Raw genomic sequence first — 19624 nt, 5'->3', positions numbered from 1 at the left:
CATGAATGCATTCATTGATTCACGGAGCGTGACAGTCGAGTTCCCTATCTACGAGAACTCCCATCGCTCATTGAAGAAGAAGGTGCTCAACTTGACCACTGGAGGCAAGATCGGCAGCGATGCAGGAAAGCATCCGGTGGTGCGGGCGCTTGACCAGATCACTTTCACCTTTGAGCATGGCGAACGCGTCGGCCTAACTGGGCACAATGGTTCAGGGAAAACTACGCTGTTACGCGTACTTTCAGGAGTATACGCACCAGTTCATGGTTCGCTTGATGTGCGTGGAAAGATTGCCTCTTTACTTGATGTTTCAATGGGCCTTGATCCTGACGCTACTGGTTTTGAGAATATCTATTTACGCGGAATCATGGATGGTCTTAAGCCCTCTGTAATTCGCGACAAGATCGATGACATCGCTGACTTCACTGAATTGGACGAGTATCTTAATCTGCCTGTTCGAACTTATTCTAGTGGCATGATGTTGCGATTGGCCTTTGCCATATCCACAAGTGTGGAGGCCGATATTTTGATTATGGATGAATGGTTGAGCGTTGGTGACGCCCAGTTCAGTGCAAAGGCTGCCGAGCGACTGGAGAAGCTTGTCAGTAAAGCGGGAATTCTAGTTATTGCCTCTCACGATCCTAAGCTCATTGAGCGCGTATGCACCAGAAGAATCCATCTTGAACACGGCAAAATCATGAGTGACGAGAAGGTTGTGCGAGAGGAAGTCGCTGTCGAATGAAGAATATTTTACGGAAAATTCTTCCCAGGCGATTGATATCAGCGGCTCGTATTCTCTTGATCATGCATAGAGAGCATGGTCATGTAAATCGACGCGATGGATTTCCAGTGAACGGTCGTGGCGAGTATCAACCTTGGCTGACTTATCCATTGATTGAATACCTTAAAGGCTTTGATTTTAGTCAGAAGCGTATATTTGAGTTTGGTGCGGGTTCATCTACACTTTTCTGGGCCAGCCGTGCCAAGCACGTAGAAAGCGTCGAACTCGATCGGCGATGGTTTGATAGCCTTGTCAAAATTGTTCCAGACAATGTGGTGCTCAATCACCAGTCGGATGGAATCTCTTACGCTCAAAAGATTGTTGAAGCTGATGGTCAATTCGATGTGATTGTGGTCGATGGTGCTGAGCGCTACCGCTCGGCCGAAGCCGCACTTAAAAAAATGATTCCTGGTGGAATGATTATTCTGGATAACGCTGAGTGGTACCCGAACACGGCGGAGTTGCTTCGAGGTGCTGGTCTGATCGAGGTACGTTTCAGTGGATTTTCTCCAGTGAATGCCTTTACATCGACATCCAGCGTCTTTTTGCATCGCGATTTTTCCTTCCCGCTGGTCACAGATGCGCGACAGCCGCCGGTCGGAGGGGTATCCATCAAAGGGGGTACCCTAGATGATGGCCCCAGGAGTGGCAAATGATTCGTGCAGATCATCCGCTGCTCGAGGTCGCAGAGCACGCCTTTGCCCGGCAGCCTCTACGCATCGTAAAGGGGCTCGTCAGTGCCTATATGGCCTATCCATTGGCCGAGCATCTCGAAAAGCGCAGTGTGCGGCCCAGGCTCGCGCTAATCCGCCAACACTATCGTCTGCCGCTCGAACAGCGAATGGCGGTGGCCAAGGGTCGTCTAGCCGACATACTCCACCATGCCGGTCAGAAGGTTCCGTATTACCGAGATCTGTTTGCCAGCCTAAACTTCGATCCTGAAAAGGTGCGGCGCGATCCTGCTTACCTGAACGACCTGCCATACCTAACGAAGGACATCATCCGCGAGCAAGGCGAGCGCATGCTCTCGCAACCCCTGACTCAGGTCCGATATCACGCATGCAAGACAGGCGGGTCGACTGGGGTGTCGACGGTCATTTACTACGAACAGCCGGCGGCCGACTACTCTGCGGCGGTTACCTTGTATGCCCGTGAGCGAATCGGAAAGAAGAAATTCAAAACAGAACTGCACTGCGCCTGTCGGTTCCCCGATGCCGCCGTTGCGCAGTGGCCTAGCCGAGAAGACTTCAAATGCTTCGCCATGAACCGGAGCAATGTCTTCTTCGACCGCGTCGACGAAGCGGGGCTCGAAGAGATCTGGCGCACGATCAAGCGCCGTCAGCCCTACCTGTTGCACGAACACCCCTCCACCATTTATGCGCTGGCCTGCCATGTGGAACGCAAGTATGGCGGTGGTAAAGCATTCGAAGTGTTCGAATCTAGCGGAGAACTGCTTCAGCCATACATGCGTGAAAAAATCGAGCAGGTTTTGCGATGCAGGGTGGTGGATCGCTATGGACTCGCCGAGTTTGGCGTCATGGCCTACGAGCTCAATGGCCCACAGGGGGGGCTACAGGTTTTCGAATCAGAAGGATGGCCAGAGCACAGAATGATCGACGACGGCCACGAGCTCGTGTTCACCGGCTTTCGTAACCAACTGATGCCGCTCATACGCTATGCCACCGGTGACCGAGCCCGTGTCACCAAGGGCGCAAACGGATTCGTGCTCTCCGATGTAATCGGTCGAATTCATGACGTGGTGCCCATCAATGGTGTGGCGCACCTGACCCACCACATCATGGACATCCTCGATCATCGGGTCGGTGGAATACAGGAATTCCAGATAGATCTTCGCTCGTTGAGGCCGATCCTGCGCATTGTTCAAGAACCGTCGGCCGATGTGGCAGAGATACACCGCCGAATCGAGCATCATTGGCCCAATGCGTTCACGATCGAGTTCGTGACTTTGGCCGACCTGGTGAAGGTTGGGGTTCGTTCGAAGTTTCGTCACGTGGTGACGGCATGATTCATCTAATTGCGAATGCCCCTGACGCCCCAACTGCGGCGCTTGTACTGGCAGCGTTGAGACGCTCGGTCAGCTATGGTTTGACAATTCGAGCATCGTATGCTTCGCTCGACAATGCGTCGATCGTTGTCTGTGTCAATGCCGACGATCGTCTGGGTAATGCGCTTATCGATTGGTTGTATGCCAAGCCGCGCAAGCTGATTCTGTTTGGCAGACTGCCCGTGGCCCTGCATCAGGCATGTGGCGCAACATCTGTATCCTGGCCAACCGATGCTTCCAGTTGGTCGCGCAGTCCGTCGGCACCTGCTGGCGGATGGGCCCAGAGTGATGGAGAGATTCGCTACCGTGACGCTGCTGCAGGCCTTGGCGCGGCAGGATGGACTAGACCGCTCGAACGATACGATTTCACCGACGAGTGGAACAACTTGGGCTATGGCGCGATTCGTGCCGATGGGAGCGCTTGGGCGTTGGCCGAGCCTATTCACTTGCCAGATGCTTCTGTGCTGGCCGACCTACATGTGAACGGCGCGGCTTTACTGACTTACAGCGCACAGTTCGATGTCGGTAATTCCTCGGTACTCTGGTACAACCGTCCGGTTGGCCCAATCGATTCTTTTGAGTGGCGACTGGTAGAACGTTTCCTTAGTAACTGGCGTAGCGAAAACTTGCCTTGCTGTCCTGTTGTCAGCGAGATTCCCTGGGGCTACGATTCAGCGATTACTACGCGGCTGGATTGTGACGAAGATATCACCTCGGCGCGAGCGTTGTGGGAAGCCTATAGCGAATGGGGCGTTCCCTTGTCGCTGGCTATCCACACTTCAAATCTGAAGGACGACACGCACAGCGCCTTTTTGCGAGAGTTCTGCGCCAATGGTGGCGCATTGCTCTCACATACGGCAACGCATGCACCCAACTGGGGCGGTAGTTATGAGGCGGCACTAAAGGAAGGGAGTGATTCGCTCGAGTTGATCCGAAGTGCCACCGGCGTATCGGTTCGCTATGCCGTATCGCCTTTTCATCAGTCCCCTCCTTATGCGCTGGCCGGGCTGTGCGATGCCGGCTACTGCGGTTGTATTGGCGGCATCATCCGAAATGACCCAGAGTTTCTTATGGCTCGCGGTGGCGAACTGGCAAATATGCCTAGGGGCTTTATCGGTCACAGCCAGCAGACCATGCTGCACGGCGATTGCATGCTAATCGAGGGAGACCCGCTTCTCTTCTTCAAGGCTGCTTACGACCGGGCCTACGAAACCCAAACTCTCTTCGGTTATCTGGACCATCCATTCTCCCCCCGCTACCAGTACGGCTGGATTGACGAAGCCCAGCGGATTGAGGCGCACCGCGGCTTGATTGGCCATATCCGTGCCCGGGCCAATAAGCCCTTGTTCCTGGACGAGATTCAGGCGCTCGATTATTTGCGGGAGCGTGCCGCCATTCAAATGGCCACGGATGATACGGGTTATCTGTGCCATCTAGGCGAGGCCTCGCGTGGTTTGGTCTTTGGTGTGGAATACAAAGGGCGCTGCGAACCCCTACTGACCGGAAAGAGGTTGGGATGAAAGTTCTGGTTGCGTTGGGCACCCGCCCCGAAGTCATCAAGCTGGCCCCGGTCATCGCAGCCCTGCAGCAGCGGGTGGAGGTGAAAGTCTGCGCCAGCGGTCAGCACCGAGAAATGCTCCAACAGGCCTTGGATGCCTTTGGTCTGCACCCAGACCATATGCTCGACACCATGAGCCCGGGGCGTTCCCTCAACATTCTGGCGGCTCGGCTACTGGAGGGCATTGATGCTGTGCTCGAGCAGGAGCGACCCGATTGGGTGCTGGTTCAAGGCGATACGACCACGGCCTTCTGTGCGGGTCTAGCTGCTTTCCAGCGTCAGATCCGGGTTGGGCATGTAGAGGCGGGGTTGCGTACCGGAGACTTGAACAGCCCTTTCCCGGAAGAAGCCAATCGCACTTTGTTGGCGCGCATCGCCAGCCTCCACTTTGCACCTACCCGCCTCGCGGCCCAGGCGCTGCGTACAGAAGGGGTGGAGGAGTCACGGATACGTGTAACCGGCAATACTGTAGTTGATGCAATCCAGCAGGCGCAGGCTGCTTGGCCCGCTGGTATTCCATCCTCAGTCCCAACTGAAATCAGGGCTCGGCTTAAGGCCGGGCCAGCAGTACTGGTCACCTGTCACCGGCGTGAGAACTTCGGCACCGTGATGGAAGCTTTCTGCACCATGCTGGCCCGTCTCAGTGAGCGTTATTCCGAGCTGCAATGGATCTTCCCCGTGCACCTCAATCCGGCCGTACGAGAGCCAGTACATCGTCTGCTAGGGGGGCGCCCCAACCTGTTCCTAACCGATCCGGTGGACTACCACACCAGCCTCTACCTCATCCGCCATGCCCAGCTGGTACTCAGTGATTCTGGGGGTATCCAGGAAGAGGCTCCGACCTTCGGTACGCCGGTAGTGGTGATGCGCCAGCACACAGAGCGCATGGAGGGTGTTCATGCCGGTTTTGCCACGTTGGCTGGTCAGGACACGCAGATCATTGAGGAGGCCGTGGATGCCTGGCTGGGCGATGAGCTACGGAGAGACGGTTTGCGCGCCAAAGTAAACCCCTATGGAGATGGTCGAGCCTCTGCACGCATCCGCGCGGCCCTTTTGAATGAGCCCTGCGAGGATTTCCATGGCTGAAGCCGTAAAGGTTCCCCAGAGCTGTATCTTGTTTGCAACCGCTGACTGGGACGAGCCCTACTGGACCAACAAGCAGCACTGCGCCCAATCAATTGCGGCCCTCGGTACTCAAGTATTGTATGTGGAGAGCGTGGGTCTTCGCAGCCCTAAGGCAGGTAGCGCCAAAGATTGGGGACGTCTTTGGAACCGCCTGTACAAGGGGTTGGAGTCTCTAATCCTGGGCGCCCGGGAGCGTGCTCCAAGAATATATGTCCTGTCTCCCCTGTTGATTCCAGCCGGCCATCGTCGTCCTTGGGCAAGGGCCCTCAATCGCCTCCTGCTCAAGGCTGCCATTGCTCGGGCTACCTGGCAGCACGGTTTCCGCAAGCCGCTGATCTGGGCATATCATCCTTTCATGTTGGATGTCATCGACGGGATGGATTGCGGTCCCCTTCTATACCATTGCGTTGATGATTTGGCCGCTGTTCCTGGGGTAGATGGAGCCAGTTTCCGCCCGGCCGAAATAGCCCTTTTGCGTCGCGCCCAAGTGGTGTTTGCGACTGCGCCAGCCCTTGCTGAACATTGTCGTCAGTACAATTCCAATACTCATTACATGCCGAACGTAGTGGATGCGGAACACTTTGGTCGTGCCCTTGAGTTCGGCCCTATCCCGGCTGATCTTGCTGCGATCCCGGAACCACGCCTCATTTATCACGGCGTTTTGTCGGACTTCAAGATTGATTTTCAGCTACTGCTCGATGCTGCACGCCTTCGACCTGGCTGGAGTTGGGTTCTGATCGGTGAAGAACGCGAAGGCCAGAAAAGCCCTCTTGTGGCGGAGCTGAAAACGCTGCCAAATGTACATTTCCTAGGCTACAAGCCTTACGCCTTATTACCCGATTACCTGCGTGGAATGCAGGTGGGTTTGCTCCCCTCACTGATCAATGATTATACGAGAGGGATGTTTCCGATGAAGTATTACGAATATTTAGCTGCAGGTTTGCTTGTGGTGAGCACTCCCCTTGATTTTGCTCGAGAGTATGGGGAAGCGCAGGGACTGGCCTGCGGTGCTATACCAGCAGCATTTGTTGAGGCTATTCAAACTCAGTTGGATAGGGCGACTTCGAGAAATAAAGTGGCTGGATTGGTCGGTTTTAATACTTGGAATGCACGCAGCCTACGCATGCTGGCCGCTGTTGAAATATTCGATCTAGAAGGACAAATAGCATGATCAAGTACCATATTGACTCCCCTGGAACTGGGTTAGAGGAGTTCAAGCAGGCTTTCGCTGTGGGCGGATGGGCGATTTCTGAACGAGGCCCTGTTACTGTACGAATAGCAATTGATGGTGAGATTGTGGCCGAAAGGTTGGCCGACACTAGGCGCGAGGATGTGGGGGCTGCATTCCCTCAGTATGTAGGTAGTCAAAACTCAGGCTTCAAAGTCGAATTAAGTGTTAACAATCTACAGAGCGCTGAGCACTTACTAGAGTTTAGTTTTAAGGATGAACAAGGGAATGAGGCTTACGAGGTCAGAAAATTCCGTGTGGGTCCTGGCGATCTCGACTACCACAAGTATTACGTCTCGGAGAAAGAGGCCGAATACGGTGACCTAGCAGGCCTTTCGCCTTGTGACATGCAATTCTGCATCGAATTCACTGATGAATCTTCCCTAGCTCGGACCATGGCTGCCTTGGAGGCAGCAGGCTATTCCCGGCAGGATGTCGTGATCTTTGGACGTCATGGGGGAGTCGAAGCTATCCGAGAACTCCTTTTCCTGCAGGGTAAAGTTGTTCCGATGCTGGCTGACTCTGTGGTGGCTGCTCTCCGACAACTAGATGCTGGTCGTTGGGTCACTTTGCTTAGGGGAGGAGAGTTGATTGACCGGATGTTTGGTCAGCAACTGGCTGTCAGTAACCAGATGGAAGGGGCTGATGGGCTTGTATTTGACCATGATCATTACCGGGATGACGGGTTACACCTTGACCCTCTATTCAAGCCTGCTTGGTCATACCGCCTCTATTTGGCCAAGGATTATGTGGCTGGGGCTTACTGTGCACATGTCACTGCACTGCTTAAGGCTATCGGGAAATGCGGAGCATTGAGCAGCGTCGATTGCTGGCGTTATGAGTTGCTATTGAAGATGCATGAAGTCGGTGCATCAATTGCTTCACTGCAGCAGGTGCTGCTTTCCAAACCCCAAGGTACCCGAGCGGTAGTCGATGGACAACTGGGCTTCATCGAGTGCGTCCAAGCACATCTCATTCGACTTGGTGTCAGTGCTGACGTCATCGACCTTGGCGATGGTAACCGCCGGGTGGTGAGGCATCTAGTGGTCCGCCCCAAAGTCTCGATTATCGTTCCGACAACCGGGAAGATGAAGTATGTTAAACCCTGTGTAGATAGTCTCCTCAATTGCACTGATTACGATAACTTCGAGTTGATATTTATTGATAATGGGCGTGGAGAAAACCGCGATGGTATTTCCTACATCGAATCCAAAGGGATTCGCGTCATTGAGCGTTTCGAACCATTCAATTGGTCAAAATTAAATAATGATGGAGTAGCACTTTCGGATGGCGAGCTATTGCTCTTTCTGAATGACGACATAGAAGCGTTTGATTCATCGTGGCTAACCGAGTTGGTTAGTCAGGTTTCTCAGAATGATGTCGCTGCGGCTGGCGCTATGCTTATCTATCCCCATGGGGACATTCAGCATGCAGGGGTCTTTCTTGTGGATCATGGAGGCGGAGCTAGGCACTGGTTACAGTTCCTTAATCCAGAGGGGCGGTTGCACTTAGATTACCAGAAAGTTGTGCGTGAGGTCACGGCAACAACGGGTGCCTGTCTACTGATAAAGCGCAAGGTCTTGCAGGAGCTAGGTGGTTTCGACGAGGCATTGCCGGTGGTTGGCAATGATGTGGATGTGTGCCTTAAGATTCGGAAAGCAGGCCATCACATCTTGTGGTCTCCAGACTGCAAGCTCATTCATCACGAAAGCGTTTCCCGCAAACATGTCGAATATGTGGAGGACGAGCGGCGAATGTGGGATCGCTGGTCTGACTGGTATCTGGCAGGCGATCCCTTCTATAACAAGAATCTCTCCTTGCACCGGACGGATTGTGCGCTGAGGCCGCCCCGCAAGCGGAAGGCGATGCACGTTCACAAGGATGAAAACAGAGGGATCAACCTGATTGGTTATATCAAGGCTGAAATGGGTGTGGGTGAGGGAGCTCGAGGAGTGGTGCGCGCTCTTGAAACCACCTCTGTTTGCTGTCAGATCATCAATTATGAAGAAGGCAACCCGGCTCGGATGGGGGATTCAAGTTTTAGTCACCTCGTTACAGACAAGGCGGAATATCCGATCAATGTTTGGCATATCAATGCTGATTGGCTTGGCCAGGTGATGAGCAAGGTGCCGAATGTTGATATTTCAAGAAGCTATAACATCGCATTTTGGGCTTGGGAGCTACCTGAGTTCCCTCTGGAGTGGTGTGGTTCGATTGACTTAGTGGACGAGATTTGGGTTCCCTCCGAGTTTGTTGCAGGAGCTATCCGGAATCGGACCAACAAGCCCGTGAGTGTGTTCCCACATCCAGTCACCAAGAATCCTATCGCGTATTTAAACCGGAAATACTTCAATCTACCGGATTCATGCTGTGTCTTTCTGACTGCTTACGATGTGAACAGCGTTCGGCAACGCAAAAATCCAGAGGGTGCCATCGAGGCTTTTCTACAGGCCTTCGAAGCGGACGATCACTCGGTCTTATTGCTGGTGAAGATTAACAGCGCCAATCCGGACGAAATCCAGTATATGCAGGCAAAGATCGGGGGCAGGAAAAATATCCGGTTGATGACGAATACGCTAGATCGGATTGAGATGGACTCGCTAATGAACTCGGTTGACTGTTTTGTTTCCTTGCATCGCTCCGAAGGCTTTGGTCTGGCAATTGCTGAAGCTATGGTACTTGGTAAGCCTGTGCTGACAACCGCCTGGTCTGGAAATGTTGATTTCGTGGGTGATGCCTATCCCTTCGCAGTCAACTACGCACTTACTAAATTGTCGGAAACCTATGGGCCGTACAAAAAAGGCCAGTGCTGGGCAGAGCCTGATGTAATTCATGCTGCTCAGCTTATGCAGAAGGTCGCTAGCGACAGGACTTGGGCTACAGAAGTAGCAATGAATGAAAAGAGCCGTGTTTCGCACCTGCTTTCTCCCGAAAACATAGGCAAATTGATGGAAAAACAATTGCTCGAGATTGAATCGGTTTACTCAATAATTTGATTTGTTGGTGCTCTTAATGGACACATTGCAGTGGCTTTCTAGCCTTGGTGTATCTAGTGGTAAGGACATTTTTCAATGCCCCGAGGGAATGTCCTACCTCATGAAAACTCGGCCAGAACTTAACGAAATCGACGTGGGTCTTGTTGAGGGTCGTTTTGCTGCATATCTCTGGTGGGAAGCCTATGGCAGCCGTATTTACACTGGCATGTCATGGTTTCCTTCCTATGACGATTTTGTCTTCCTCAGAGAAGTTGCGTTTAACCCAGAACTGATTCCTGACTCAATCCTAAGCCAGTGGTTTTTGTTGCGAAAAAGTCATGTTCCGTTGGATCTAATTTGCCGTCTGGCTGGGCTGGATAGAGTTTATGAGTCACTGCCAGCCTTTTTAAAGGTGATCTACCGGATGCGCCCCGACTTGCAGGGCTTGTTTGACATTGATACAGAACGGGGGCGTATCGGCCTCGTCCGCTGGTGGCATAGTTCTGGCAATGAAAGGTACCCACTGCTAACTGGGCTTGATTTTCAACTGAAGTGTGCAGTCAAAATTTGTGAATTCGCTGGTTTCCCGATACCTGAAACGCTGCTGACAATTGCAGATTTAGAGGGTCTTATGCATTTGGGGCCGACGACTACGGATTCGGAGGTTTTCGCACTGCTCGAGTGGTGGTTTTCAGCTGGATCTAAAGCCTACAAATTCATTCAGCTTGATCCGGCGCCAATGTTGGACGCTATGCGAGAGTTGGTGGGCAGTAAAACGCTGCTTCCATTGCCTAGATTTCTAGTTGGCATGTGGGGGACAATATCTGACTTGCAAGAAGTGTTTGACCTTTCGACTAATCGGGGCAGGGCATCTTTTTATCAATGGTGGTTCGATGAGGAACATCGTTGCATTGTTCCAATGGCATTTGGACAGGCAGATGCGGTGAAGGCAATGCGCGTCGCTGGATGGTTAGACCATTGCACGATTTATCAGGATTTTCCGGATTGTTTGCTGCAATGGGCAGATGTACGCCCTGATCTTGTTCAGGCGTTTGAATTGGGTAACCAGGAAGGGCGCAGTAGATTTGCGGAATGGTGCAATTCAAACCATTCTGAGTGCTGGCTATTAGCTCAGAGTCATCTGGTTTGTACTTCAGGCTGCTGGAAAATTTCTCCTAATCAAGGAGTAAATGTGGTTGGTTATCCTCTCGGAGCTATGGGCTTGGGAGAGGATGCTCGCCAGATGACCTATTGTCTGGATGAAATAGGGATTGCTGCTGCACCAATTAATGCCCCAATGGAGCGGCCGTCTAGCCTGGTTACAGATCTGAAAGATCGTTTGATTAGTCATCCTGTTTACCCTGTTAGCATTTTTTGTTTGCCGCCGACCGATATGCTGCGCTTGTTCCTAGAAGCACCAACAAAATTCTGGAGATCAGGTGAATACAGAATTGGTGCTTGGCCTTGGGAACTTCCACGTTGGCCGGCCCGTTATGCTGAGTTACTGAGCGGAGTAGACGAGATATGGGCCTTGAGCACTTATGTAGAGCAATGTTTCGTGGCCTTAGGACACTGTCCAGTCTACCGAATGCCGATAGCGGTGGAAATTCCACCGCCAAATGAGAATCTGCGGGCCAGGTTTGGCATAAATCAGAATGTCTTTACTTTTTTCACTCTGTTTGATGGAGCTTCGTGGCTGTCAAGAAAAAATCCCGCAGCGGCAGTGCGTGCGTTCAGATTGGCATTCCCCCAAAAGCAATATGGAGAGAGTGTTGGCTTAGTGGTCAAGGCGATGAATATTGATATTGGCCATTCTCAGTGGCAAGAAGTTGTCCGTATCGCAAGCGCAGACCCCCGGATAACAATCCTGAATGAGTGCTTAGATCGGCAAGAGTTGATAAATCTTATGGCATCTCTTGACTGTTATGTCTCTCTGCACCGATCCGAAGGATTTGGAAGGGTAATAGCTGAGGCAATGCTGTTGGAAAAGGCGGTGGTTGCAACTAATTTTTCAGGAAACATGGATTTCTGCCTCGACAGAACGGCTTACTTGGTAGATGGTCCCCTAATTCCCCTGAAGGATAATGACTACGTTTTGGGGCAAGGCCAGTATTGGTGCGATCCGGACATTGAACAGGCTGCTGAACGCATGCGTGAAGTGCTAGAAGATGATGCAAAGCGCCGTCAACTTGCTCGTAGTGGTCGTGATTTAATCCAGTCCAACTACTCTAGAGCGAAAGTGAGAAATGCCCTGAATGAAAGATTGAGCCACATCTTTGCATCTCTATGATTAATTTGGGGAGGCTCCTGGAAATTCTAAATCGAATTTTCGATGAGCCTATGGCTTTCATGAAAATTCGTATTTAAGGCACCTCCAATGAGCCTAGGGAAAGTCTGCATAAGTGACCGTCATGCAGTGTGATTTGAGAAAATGGCGCCATTGTCATGGTGCCGACTGAAAAGATGAAATCGATGAAGCAACTGAGCCTTGCCGAGACGGGATTCCTGCCCAAGGCGGGCAAGCAAACCCGGAAAACGGTGTTCCTGGCGGAGATGGAAACGGTTGTGCCGTGGTCTCGCCTGGAAGCGCTGATCGAACCGTTCTACCCGAAGAAGGGAAACGGTCGCCCGCCGATACCGTTGGGCACGATGCTGCGGATTCACTTCATGCAGCAATGGTTTGGCTATTCGGATCCGGCGATGAAAGAGGCGCTGCACGACGTTCCGCTGTTGCGGCACTTTGCTGGGTTGGATGCCTTCGAAGACGTGATGCCGGACGAAAGCACCATTCTTCGCTTTCGGCACCTGCTGGAGAAGCATGATCTGGCCGTCCCGATCTTTGCCGAGGTCAATGCCGTATTGTCGGAGAAAGGCCTGTCGATGAAGCGCGGTACGGTCGTCGATGCCACGCTGATTGCGGCGCCTAGTTCGACAAAGAATGAAGACAAGAAGCGCGATCCGAAAATGACGCAGATCAAGAAGGGCAACCAATGGCATTTCGGCATGAAGGCGCACATCGGCGTCGATCCCGAAAGCGGCCTGGTGCATACCGTTGAATGCACGACAGCCAAGGTCGCCGACATCACGATGATGGAATCCTGCCTGCATGGCGAGGAAACTCTGGTTCTGGGAGATCGGGGGTATCACAAGAAAAACCGGACGATCGACACCTTCGAGAAGGAAGGCGATCTGACGGTGCTGACGCCGACCAAGAAGCCGGCCGGTGGCACGCTGAGCAAGGAGCAGAAGGCGTTCAACCGCTTGTTGTCGGCCATCCGGGCGCTGGTGGAACACCCGTTCCGGGTCGTCAAGCGGCAATTCGGCTATGCCAAGGTTCGCTATCGCGGTCTTGCCAAGAACACCGGGCAGATCGTGACGCTGTTTGCCTTGACGAATCTGTGTCTGGAGCGCAAACGGTTGTTGCCTGTGATGGGCGAGGTGCGCCCGTGAAGCGGGAAATGCAGAGGAGAACCTCTGCATTTCATGGCCAGCAGTCGAAAATCGCCTGTTTTTCGTGTTTTTTATGACAGCCCGCGCTGAAACGGCGGGTTGTTCAGATAATCCTTAGGGGCTAATGTGGTATCCCCAATTATTTTGTTATATGGGGCATTTGGAGATTAGGCCAATAATGAAAGTTTTACTGACAACATATAGTACGGCATTCGCCATCAGCGGCGGTGGCGAGTCAGAAATAGTCCAAGTTTCAGAAACGCTTTTCGAGAGCGGTCATTTAGTTGATATATATGGAACTCAATGTCGTCCAATTAATTTCTATGATGGCTACATGCACTTTTCTGTGCACGGGCACGGTTGGGATATTTTTCAAATTCTTGCCAAACAATGCAAGCCGGTGTTGTTGTGGCCAAATATTTGGTGGCGATTTCCACCAAGCCCAGAAGAATTGTTGCGAGTTACTGAGTTTGTCAAGCTGGCACACAAATTATTGTTCAAAACCAAAGCTGAACGGGATAATTTTTTGCAATATGTAGATTGTCCAATCAATAAGACGGTCGTTTTGCCTATCTGCTTATCAGAGAGATTATTAGGAAGTCCCGACCTTGCCCTAGCCAAAACCATTACTGAGTTCAGTAGCTATGTCATTTCGCTCGGTCGTGTAGAGCCTGTTAAGAATCAACTTAATCTTATTAGAGCGCTCAATAGTCTCAACGTTAATGGTGTAATCGTGGGGGGCAGTAACAATACAAACTATTTGGCACAATGCAAAGCCGAAAGCCAAGGTCGAATTGTATTTCTACCTTTTGTCAAACCCGCTAGCAAAGCTTTAGTGTCGCTGCTTGCAGGAGCTGTAGCGGTAGCAGAGCCGTGTTACGACCCTTCTGGGCGCTCTAGTCTCGAAGCTGCCTTGTTGAATAAGCCATTAGTCTTATCTCAGTCTCAAGACAATTTTGAGTTGCTAAGTAATAATTTTTATGCAGTAGATCCCGACTCCGTTATGTCCATTGCGAAAGGCATTCAAGAAGCCTTGCTAGATAAAAATAACAATGCCGAAATGGCAGGGCAACTCGTTAGATCAAATAACATAGGTGATGCCGTTTTTGAACGATTTGCTTCAATGGTTGTTGATGCTTTTGACTGATGAATGGCATAGACTATATGATTGTTAGTAATCCTCCACTAAAGTTATTGGTTGTTCAACGTGTGTCATTGTCACATTCCTCGCTCAAGTCGCGCTCTATCGGGGCGCGCTTTGTCCCCTTGCTTAATTACATGCAACGTAAGGGGCTAATTTTGTGGCGAGCCATGCTTGAAACGAAAATAAATTCCACCGACCTCAAAGAATACCAAGCCATCCTCCTTAATAAACACACTTCTGCCAAGGGAATAGATCTCATCAAAGCGGCTAAGGACGTAGGAGTGCGAACCATCTACGACCTTGATGATTGGATTCTTGAGTTGCCTAGTTATAGTGTTACCAATCTAGATGAAGATACACTCGCTAACATTGTGCAAATGATTAGGCTTTCAGACGCTACGACTGTTTCGAACTTGGTTTTGAAAAATAAACTTAAGTATTTGAGGAGCGATGCAGTTGTTTTAAAAAATGGTTTTGACCATGAAGAAATGCCTATTGATCCATCACTCTGTCAAGAAGTCGCTCCACCTAGGATTTTGTTTTCAAATACTGATGATATAAAGTTAATATCTCATCGTGGGGCATTTATTAACCAGGTCATCCAGTTTTTAGAGCTTTTCCCAGAGGTAAAACTTGATTTTTGGGGCGATCATTTTCATGAATTAGGTCGCATTCCTCGCGTGTGCGAGCGGGGTTTTAATCCCAACAAGGCATATAAAGAATGCATCAAGGAACAAGGCTATATATTTGCAGTCGTGCCTCTTGGTGGTCAAGAAGACCCTGACTCATTGTTTTTTAATAGTTGCAAGTCATGTATTAAATACATTGACTACGGAAGCCTAGGCATTCCAGCAATTTATTCTGATACCCCTGTTTATTCGCAAGTTATACAAAACGGCGTTAATGGGTTGTTAGTCAAAAATGAAGGCCTGAACTGGCTCAGCGCCATGGTCACCATGTACCAAAGTAGTACCCTTCGTCACAACATTCGCCTTGCGGCACATAAAGACTGTACCGCAAACCATGGCTTTACCGAATCAGCCCACAAATTTTTGTGCGTTGTTCAAGGGCACTAAAGAATCAAATGGACGTCATTCTTATTCGCCATGGTCAGTCTCGAGCCAATCAAGATGGCTTGTTAATTTCTAACGAAACAGACGACCTGACCGAACTCGGTCGGCAACAGTCTCAGGCACTTGCCATGCATATGCGAAACACTATTTCGCAAGCACAATTTTTATACTCAAGTACTTGGCAGCGAGCACTTAGCACCGCTGAAATTGTTTTTGCGGAGCGTTTTGGAGATGCTCAGCTTGACAGTCGCATCACCGAAACTAGCGCAGGCAAACATGGTTCATGGCTTGAGGAAGACTTTAACCGCACCTACCCTGATTTCTATTCAGACCTTAGCCGTCGATACGAGGGTGGTGAGTCCCATAAGGATATGTCTCTGCGTGTGATCGACTGGGTAGACTCAATCATTCTGTCTCGCGCCCAACAGTCGGGTTTGTTGGTGTGCGTTACTCATGGGGGGCCAATCTCAGTAATGCTGCAGTACCTCATGGGTATGCCATTTGAGTCGCGGTACCCCTCATTTACAGTGCCCAACGCCAGCTATACCAAACTGCATTGGCGCATCGATCTTAGGCGTTTTTGCCTAGTGTGTATGGGGGTGACGCGTTGAGTCAGAGAGCATTTATCCATGACTGAAGTGATTGTTTTTGAGTGTATTTACTCTCTGCAACAAGGGGCCAGGTTAGCTGGGGCTATGCCGCTCCGTATAGCAAATCAATACCCAGAACGGCGGGAGTTGCAAGCCTACGTAGATGTGTACAAGCGAAAGCTATACAGCGCTCATGGGCTTACCGGGATTTTTTCACCAAAATTTGAGCTCAAGTGTCGTGTCTCGTTAGAACACTTTAAGCAATTCTGTTTGCAACAGGAGGATATTGAAAGTTGTCATATCAATCCCTTTCCACAGATAGCCTACTGGTCGTACAACGTGTGGGAACAGGGAGAAATAGCTCATCCGGGGCTTAAGGATGCTGCACAACAACTGCTCAATGCGGTAGGTATCAACATTGACATAGCTTCAACGCCTAGGCATAGCCCAAAGTTTCTCGCGTACAGCAACTTCTGGGTTGGGAGTGCTCAGTTCTGGAGAGATTATGTTGGGAAAGTATTGGTGCCCATATCGGACTTTCTTGATGAACATCCGAATCACCCCGCAGTTGTAGGGGTCCTTAAAGACACTACACACACTGACCATGCTCCCTTTTTGCCATTTGTGGTGGAGCGTCTTTACAGCACATGGTTATCACAGCGCAACTTGGGTTTTTCAAGCTATGAGTTTTCACAAGAAATTATTGAAACCAACTTGTGCAACAACCAATTCGAACGGTTGCTTTTTTGCCAAATGCGGGCTGATATTGATCTAGCAGATGTAACGGGTAGATACTCGCCTGAACTTCGTCAGAGAGTCACTCATATGTGCCAGATTTTCCAGCAGCATTTTTTTGACTACTATGCCAGCCGGCCTCACCCACATAGTGGCAAGCCAATACAAGCCTAAAGCCAAACGTGAACTTAAAAAAACAGTTGCCAGCTTGCTAAGTAATCAGTTTCAAAGGCCTCTGCAGTTTCAATTCCTGCATTTTTTCAGGTGTTGGCGGGCATTAAGATCCTTTTAATTACAGTTTTACAAGGCTTGACTCGATGCTATACGAAAATGCGCCACCGATCTGCTCTTGTGCGAGTAGTAGTTGCATCATTCTGCGTTTGCTTTTGCGTTATATGATGCGGGAATGCCTGCTGAACACATTTGGCGCAATTCTTTCGCGAGGCCGCGTGCAGGATTTGTTTCAGTGTCGGTGAGCTGAATTTCCCAGGGATTTATCGTGCGAGTCGTTCTGGATTTCCAAGCCTGTCAGTCAGGCAGCCGTTTCCGTGGCATTGGCCGTGGTTCCCGTTCGCTGATGCTGGCCATGGGCCAACGTCTGATGGAGCAGGGTCATGAGGTGATGTGTCTGGTGAGCGAGGCTTTCCAGGATGGGCTAGATCTTCTGAAAACGGATATACAGGTCCACTTGCCCGGGGCATTTATAACCTCCTTCCAGGTTCCCTCGCCGTGTGCAGCGGCTTGGCCGGAGAACGCGTGGCGTCAGATGGCCGGGCGTTTGTTGCGGGAGCATGCAATTGCCTGTTTGGAGCCGGATTTTGTCCATATTCCTGCGTTGCTGGCGGATGGTTGGGGGGATGATGCAGTTGCTTCGGTGGGGTTGCTGGGGCTACATATTCCGGTCTCATTGACCCAGCATGACCTGATTCCCCTCGTGATGGCGGATACCTACATGCCGCCCGGCCCATTCCGGGACTATTACATGGTCAAGCTCGACAACGCGAAGCGGGCGGATCTGCTGCTGGCTATTTCCGAATATTCCCGACATGAGGCGTTGGAGTGGATGGGGATGGCGCCCGAGCGGGTGGTGAATATCTCTTCGGCGGCCGACATTGCCTTTTGGCAACCTGTGGATGATTCTTTAGCCTGTGAAGCCACGATGCAGCGCCTGGGCCTGCGCCCGGGATTTTTGCTGTATGCCCCCGGAGGCTTTGATTATCGCAAGAACCTGGATCGGTTGTTCGAAGCCTATGCCCTGCTTCCAGGCGAGGTTCGTGCCGCCCACCAATTTGTGATTGCCAGCCAACTGGACCCGGGGCGGCGTGAGATTCTGGAACAGGTCATGGCTCGCTGTGGCTTGGGGCATGACGAGGTGGTTCTGACCGATTACATTTCTGATCTGGATCTCAAGCATTTGTACTGTGGTTGTTTTGCCTATGTATTCCCGTCTCTGCACGAGGGTTTTGGGCTGCCGGCCCTGGAGGCCATGTCGTGTGGCGTGCCTGTGATCGCATCCAACAGAACCAGTATTCCAGAGGTGCTGGACATGGAAGAAGCACTGTTCGATCCCTGTGATCCCCACTCCATGGCGGCTCGCATGCTCCAGCTTCATACTGAGCCCGCTTATCGGGCACGCTTACTTGCACACGCCAAGGTTCAACCGGGACATTTCTCGTGGGCTCGCTCCGGGCAAGTGGCGGTAGATGCCTTGGAGGCACGCCACCGGCAGCTAATAAAAGAGGGTTGGCAGCCGGTGCGTCGTATGGTGTTGCCCGACTGTGCAAGCCTGTTGGCCCGCATGCATGCTCTAGTGCCTGGAGTGGAGCCGACGCCAGAAGACTTGGCGGCTTTCCGCGCATGTTTTGAATTCAATCTTGGGTGATACGTGAAAATCTTTGTTAATACCTACCCTGTTGCGTTCCAGTGCCCTGGTGGGGGCGAGATTCAGCTTCTGAAGTCGAAGGAGGCCTTGGAGCGACGAGGTCATGAGGTTGTCCTCTATGACCAATGGACGCATAAGTTAAGCGATGCAGATGTGATACACCAATTCTCGGTGCAGGGGGGAATCTACAATTTGTGTGCCTATGCACATGGGCAACGTATTCCTTTGGTGTTGAGTCCTATCTTGTGGCTATCCGAATATATTGATCAATATCCGATGGGGGAAATCGGATACATGACTTCGGTCGCGGATGTGATCTGTCCAAATTCCCAGGCCGAGGTAGATCGTTTTCTCAAGCACTTTGATGCGCCCGCAGGGAAATATCATGTGACCCATAATGGCGTTGATCGGGAGTTTTTCGACTCAGTTCCAGCAAGCTTATTTTTGGCTGAATATCGGATTGAACGGCCATTCATTCTGTGCGTCGGGAACATCGAAGTGCGAAAAAATCAGCTGACCCTGCTGAGAGCTGCCGATAGTTTGAATCTTCATGTCGTCCTGATTGGCAATGTTCGCGACACAGAATATTTTGCACAACTGAATGCGGAGTTCTCTGGGAGATTCAGCTATCTCGGGTACTTTGAACACACTTCACCTATTTTGCGTTCGGCGTATTCAGCATGTTCAGCATTCGCCTTGCCAAGCCTCTTGGAAACGCCAGGTTTGGCTGCATTGGAGGCTGCTGCTGCGGGTGCGCCTTTGGTCATTACGCAAGAAGGTTGTACGGAGGAGTATTTTGGAGAGGCCGCGTATTACGTTGATCCTAAAAGCGTGGAGGATATTTCCGAAAAATTGCTTGCTGCCGTTAACTCCAAGCGTGATGCAGTGGAATTGTGCGCCCGGGTGATGCAATTTACTTGGGACCGAGTCGCAGAGGAGCTTGAGCAGGCTTATTTAAAGGCGCAGTCCATAGTGCGTGTGTCGCGTTTATATAACTGATTCTAATTTATTGGGTTTT

General features: G+C 51.1%; 15 protein-coding genes. All 15 read left to right on the top strand.

Annotated elements, in window-relative coordinates; all coding sequences use genetic code 11:
• Position 1: 1 nt before the first annotated feature.
• Entirely contained in the window at positions 2-742 is a 741-nt protein-coding gene (locus FERRO_RS00600) for an ABC transporter ATP-binding protein (protein ID WP_056928954.1), read from the top strand.
• Positions 739-1437: a hypothetical protein gene (locus FERRO_RS00595; protein ID WP_056928953.1), complete on the top strand. Its 699-nt coding sequence runs from the start codon at positions 739-741 to the stop codon at positions 1435-1437. The genes FERRO_RS00600 and FERRO_RS00595 overlap by 4 nt, the downstream gene beginning before the upstream one ends.
• Entirely contained in the window at positions 1437-2807 is a 1371-nt protein-coding gene (locus tag FERRO_RS00590; RefSeq protein WP_056929742.1) for a phenylacetate--CoA ligase family protein, read from the top strand. The genes FERRO_RS00595 and FERRO_RS00590 overlap by 1 nt, the downstream gene beginning before the upstream one ends.
• Positions 2804-4366: a hypothetical protein gene (locus FERRO_RS00585; protein ID WP_056928952.1), complete on the top strand. Its 1563-nt coding sequence runs from the start codon at positions 2804-2806 to the stop codon at positions 4364-4366. The genes FERRO_RS00590 and FERRO_RS00585 overlap by 4 nt, the downstream gene beginning before the upstream one ends.
• Complete coding sequence (gene wecB / locus FERRO_RS00580) at positions 4363-5490, top strand: non-hydrolyzing UDP-N-acetylglucosamine 2-epimerase (RefSeq protein ID WP_056928951.1); 1128 nt, start codon at positions 4363-4365, stop codon at positions 5488-5490. The genes FERRO_RS00585 and wecB overlap by 4 nt, the downstream gene beginning before the upstream one ends.
• Positions 5483-6700: a glycosyltransferase gene (locus FERRO_RS00575; RefSeq protein WP_056928950.1), complete on the top strand. Its 1218-nt coding sequence runs from the start codon at positions 5483-5485 to the stop codon at positions 6698-6700. Before wecB ends, FERRO_RS00575 begins: the two co-directional genes overlap by 8 nt.
• Positions 6697-9753 (top strand): glycosyltransferase, encoded by a 3057-nt coding sequence (locus tag FERRO_RS00570; protein WP_056928949.1) that lies wholly within the window; start codon positions 6697-6699, stop codon positions 9751-9753. Before FERRO_RS00575 ends, FERRO_RS00570 begins: the two co-directional genes overlap by 4 nt.
• 16 nt (positions 9754-9769) lie before the next feature.
• Positions 9770-12022, top strand: a complete 2253-nt coding sequence (locus FERRO_RS00565) for a glycosyltransferase family 4 protein (protein WP_056928948.1) — start codon at positions 9770-9772, stop codon at positions 12020-12022.
• Positions 12023-12204: 182 nt separating this feature from the next.
• Positions 12205-13182 (top strand): IS5 family transposase, encoded by a 978-nt coding sequence (locus tag FERRO_RS00560; protein ID WP_056929741.1) that lies wholly within the window; start codon positions 12205-12207, stop codon positions 13180-13182.
• Positions 13183-13360: 178 nt separating this feature from the next.
• The gene (locus FERRO_RS00555) at positions 13361-14329 is read left to right on the top strand and encodes a glycosyltransferase (RefSeq protein WP_056928947.1); all 969 of its coding nucleotides are present in this window, start codon (positions 13361-13363) and stop codon (positions 14327-14329) included.
• Between the two features lie 17 nt (positions 14330-14346).
• Positions 14347-15402: a glycosyltransferase gene (locus FERRO_RS00550; protein ID WP_056929740.1), complete on the top strand. Its 1056-nt coding sequence runs from the start codon at positions 14347-14349 to the stop codon at positions 15400-15402.
• Between the two features lie 8 nt (positions 15403-15410).
• Entirely contained in the window at positions 15411-16010 is a 600-nt protein-coding gene (locus tag FERRO_RS00545) for a histidine phosphatase family protein (protein ID WP_056928946.1), read from the top strand.
• 18 nt (positions 16011-16028) lie between these two features.
• A complete protein-coding gene (locus tag FERRO_RS00540; RefSeq protein WP_056928945.1) occupies positions 16029-16898 on the top strand; it encodes a hypothetical protein in 870 nt (289 codons plus the stop codon).
• 325 nt (positions 16899-17223) lie between these two features.
• Positions 17224-18606 (top strand): glycosyltransferase family 4 protein, encoded by a 1383-nt coding sequence (locus tag FERRO_RS00535; RefSeq protein WP_056928944.1) that lies wholly within the window; start codon positions 17224-17226, stop codon positions 18604-18606.
• Between the two features lie 3 nt (positions 18607-18609).
• A complete protein-coding gene (locus tag FERRO_RS00530; protein WP_056928943.1) occupies positions 18610-19605 on the top strand; it encodes a glycosyltransferase in 996 nt (331 codons plus the stop codon).
• The last annotated feature ends 19 nt before the right edge of the window (positions 19606-19624 follow it).

This window comes from Ferrovum sp. JA12, assembly GCF_001431705.1.
GTDB lineage: Bacteria > Pseudomonadota > Gammaproteobacteria > Burkholderiales > Ferrovaceae > PN-J185.
Note: the sequence above shows the minus strand (reverse complement) of the source record. Positions and strands in the feature narration are given on the sequence as shown.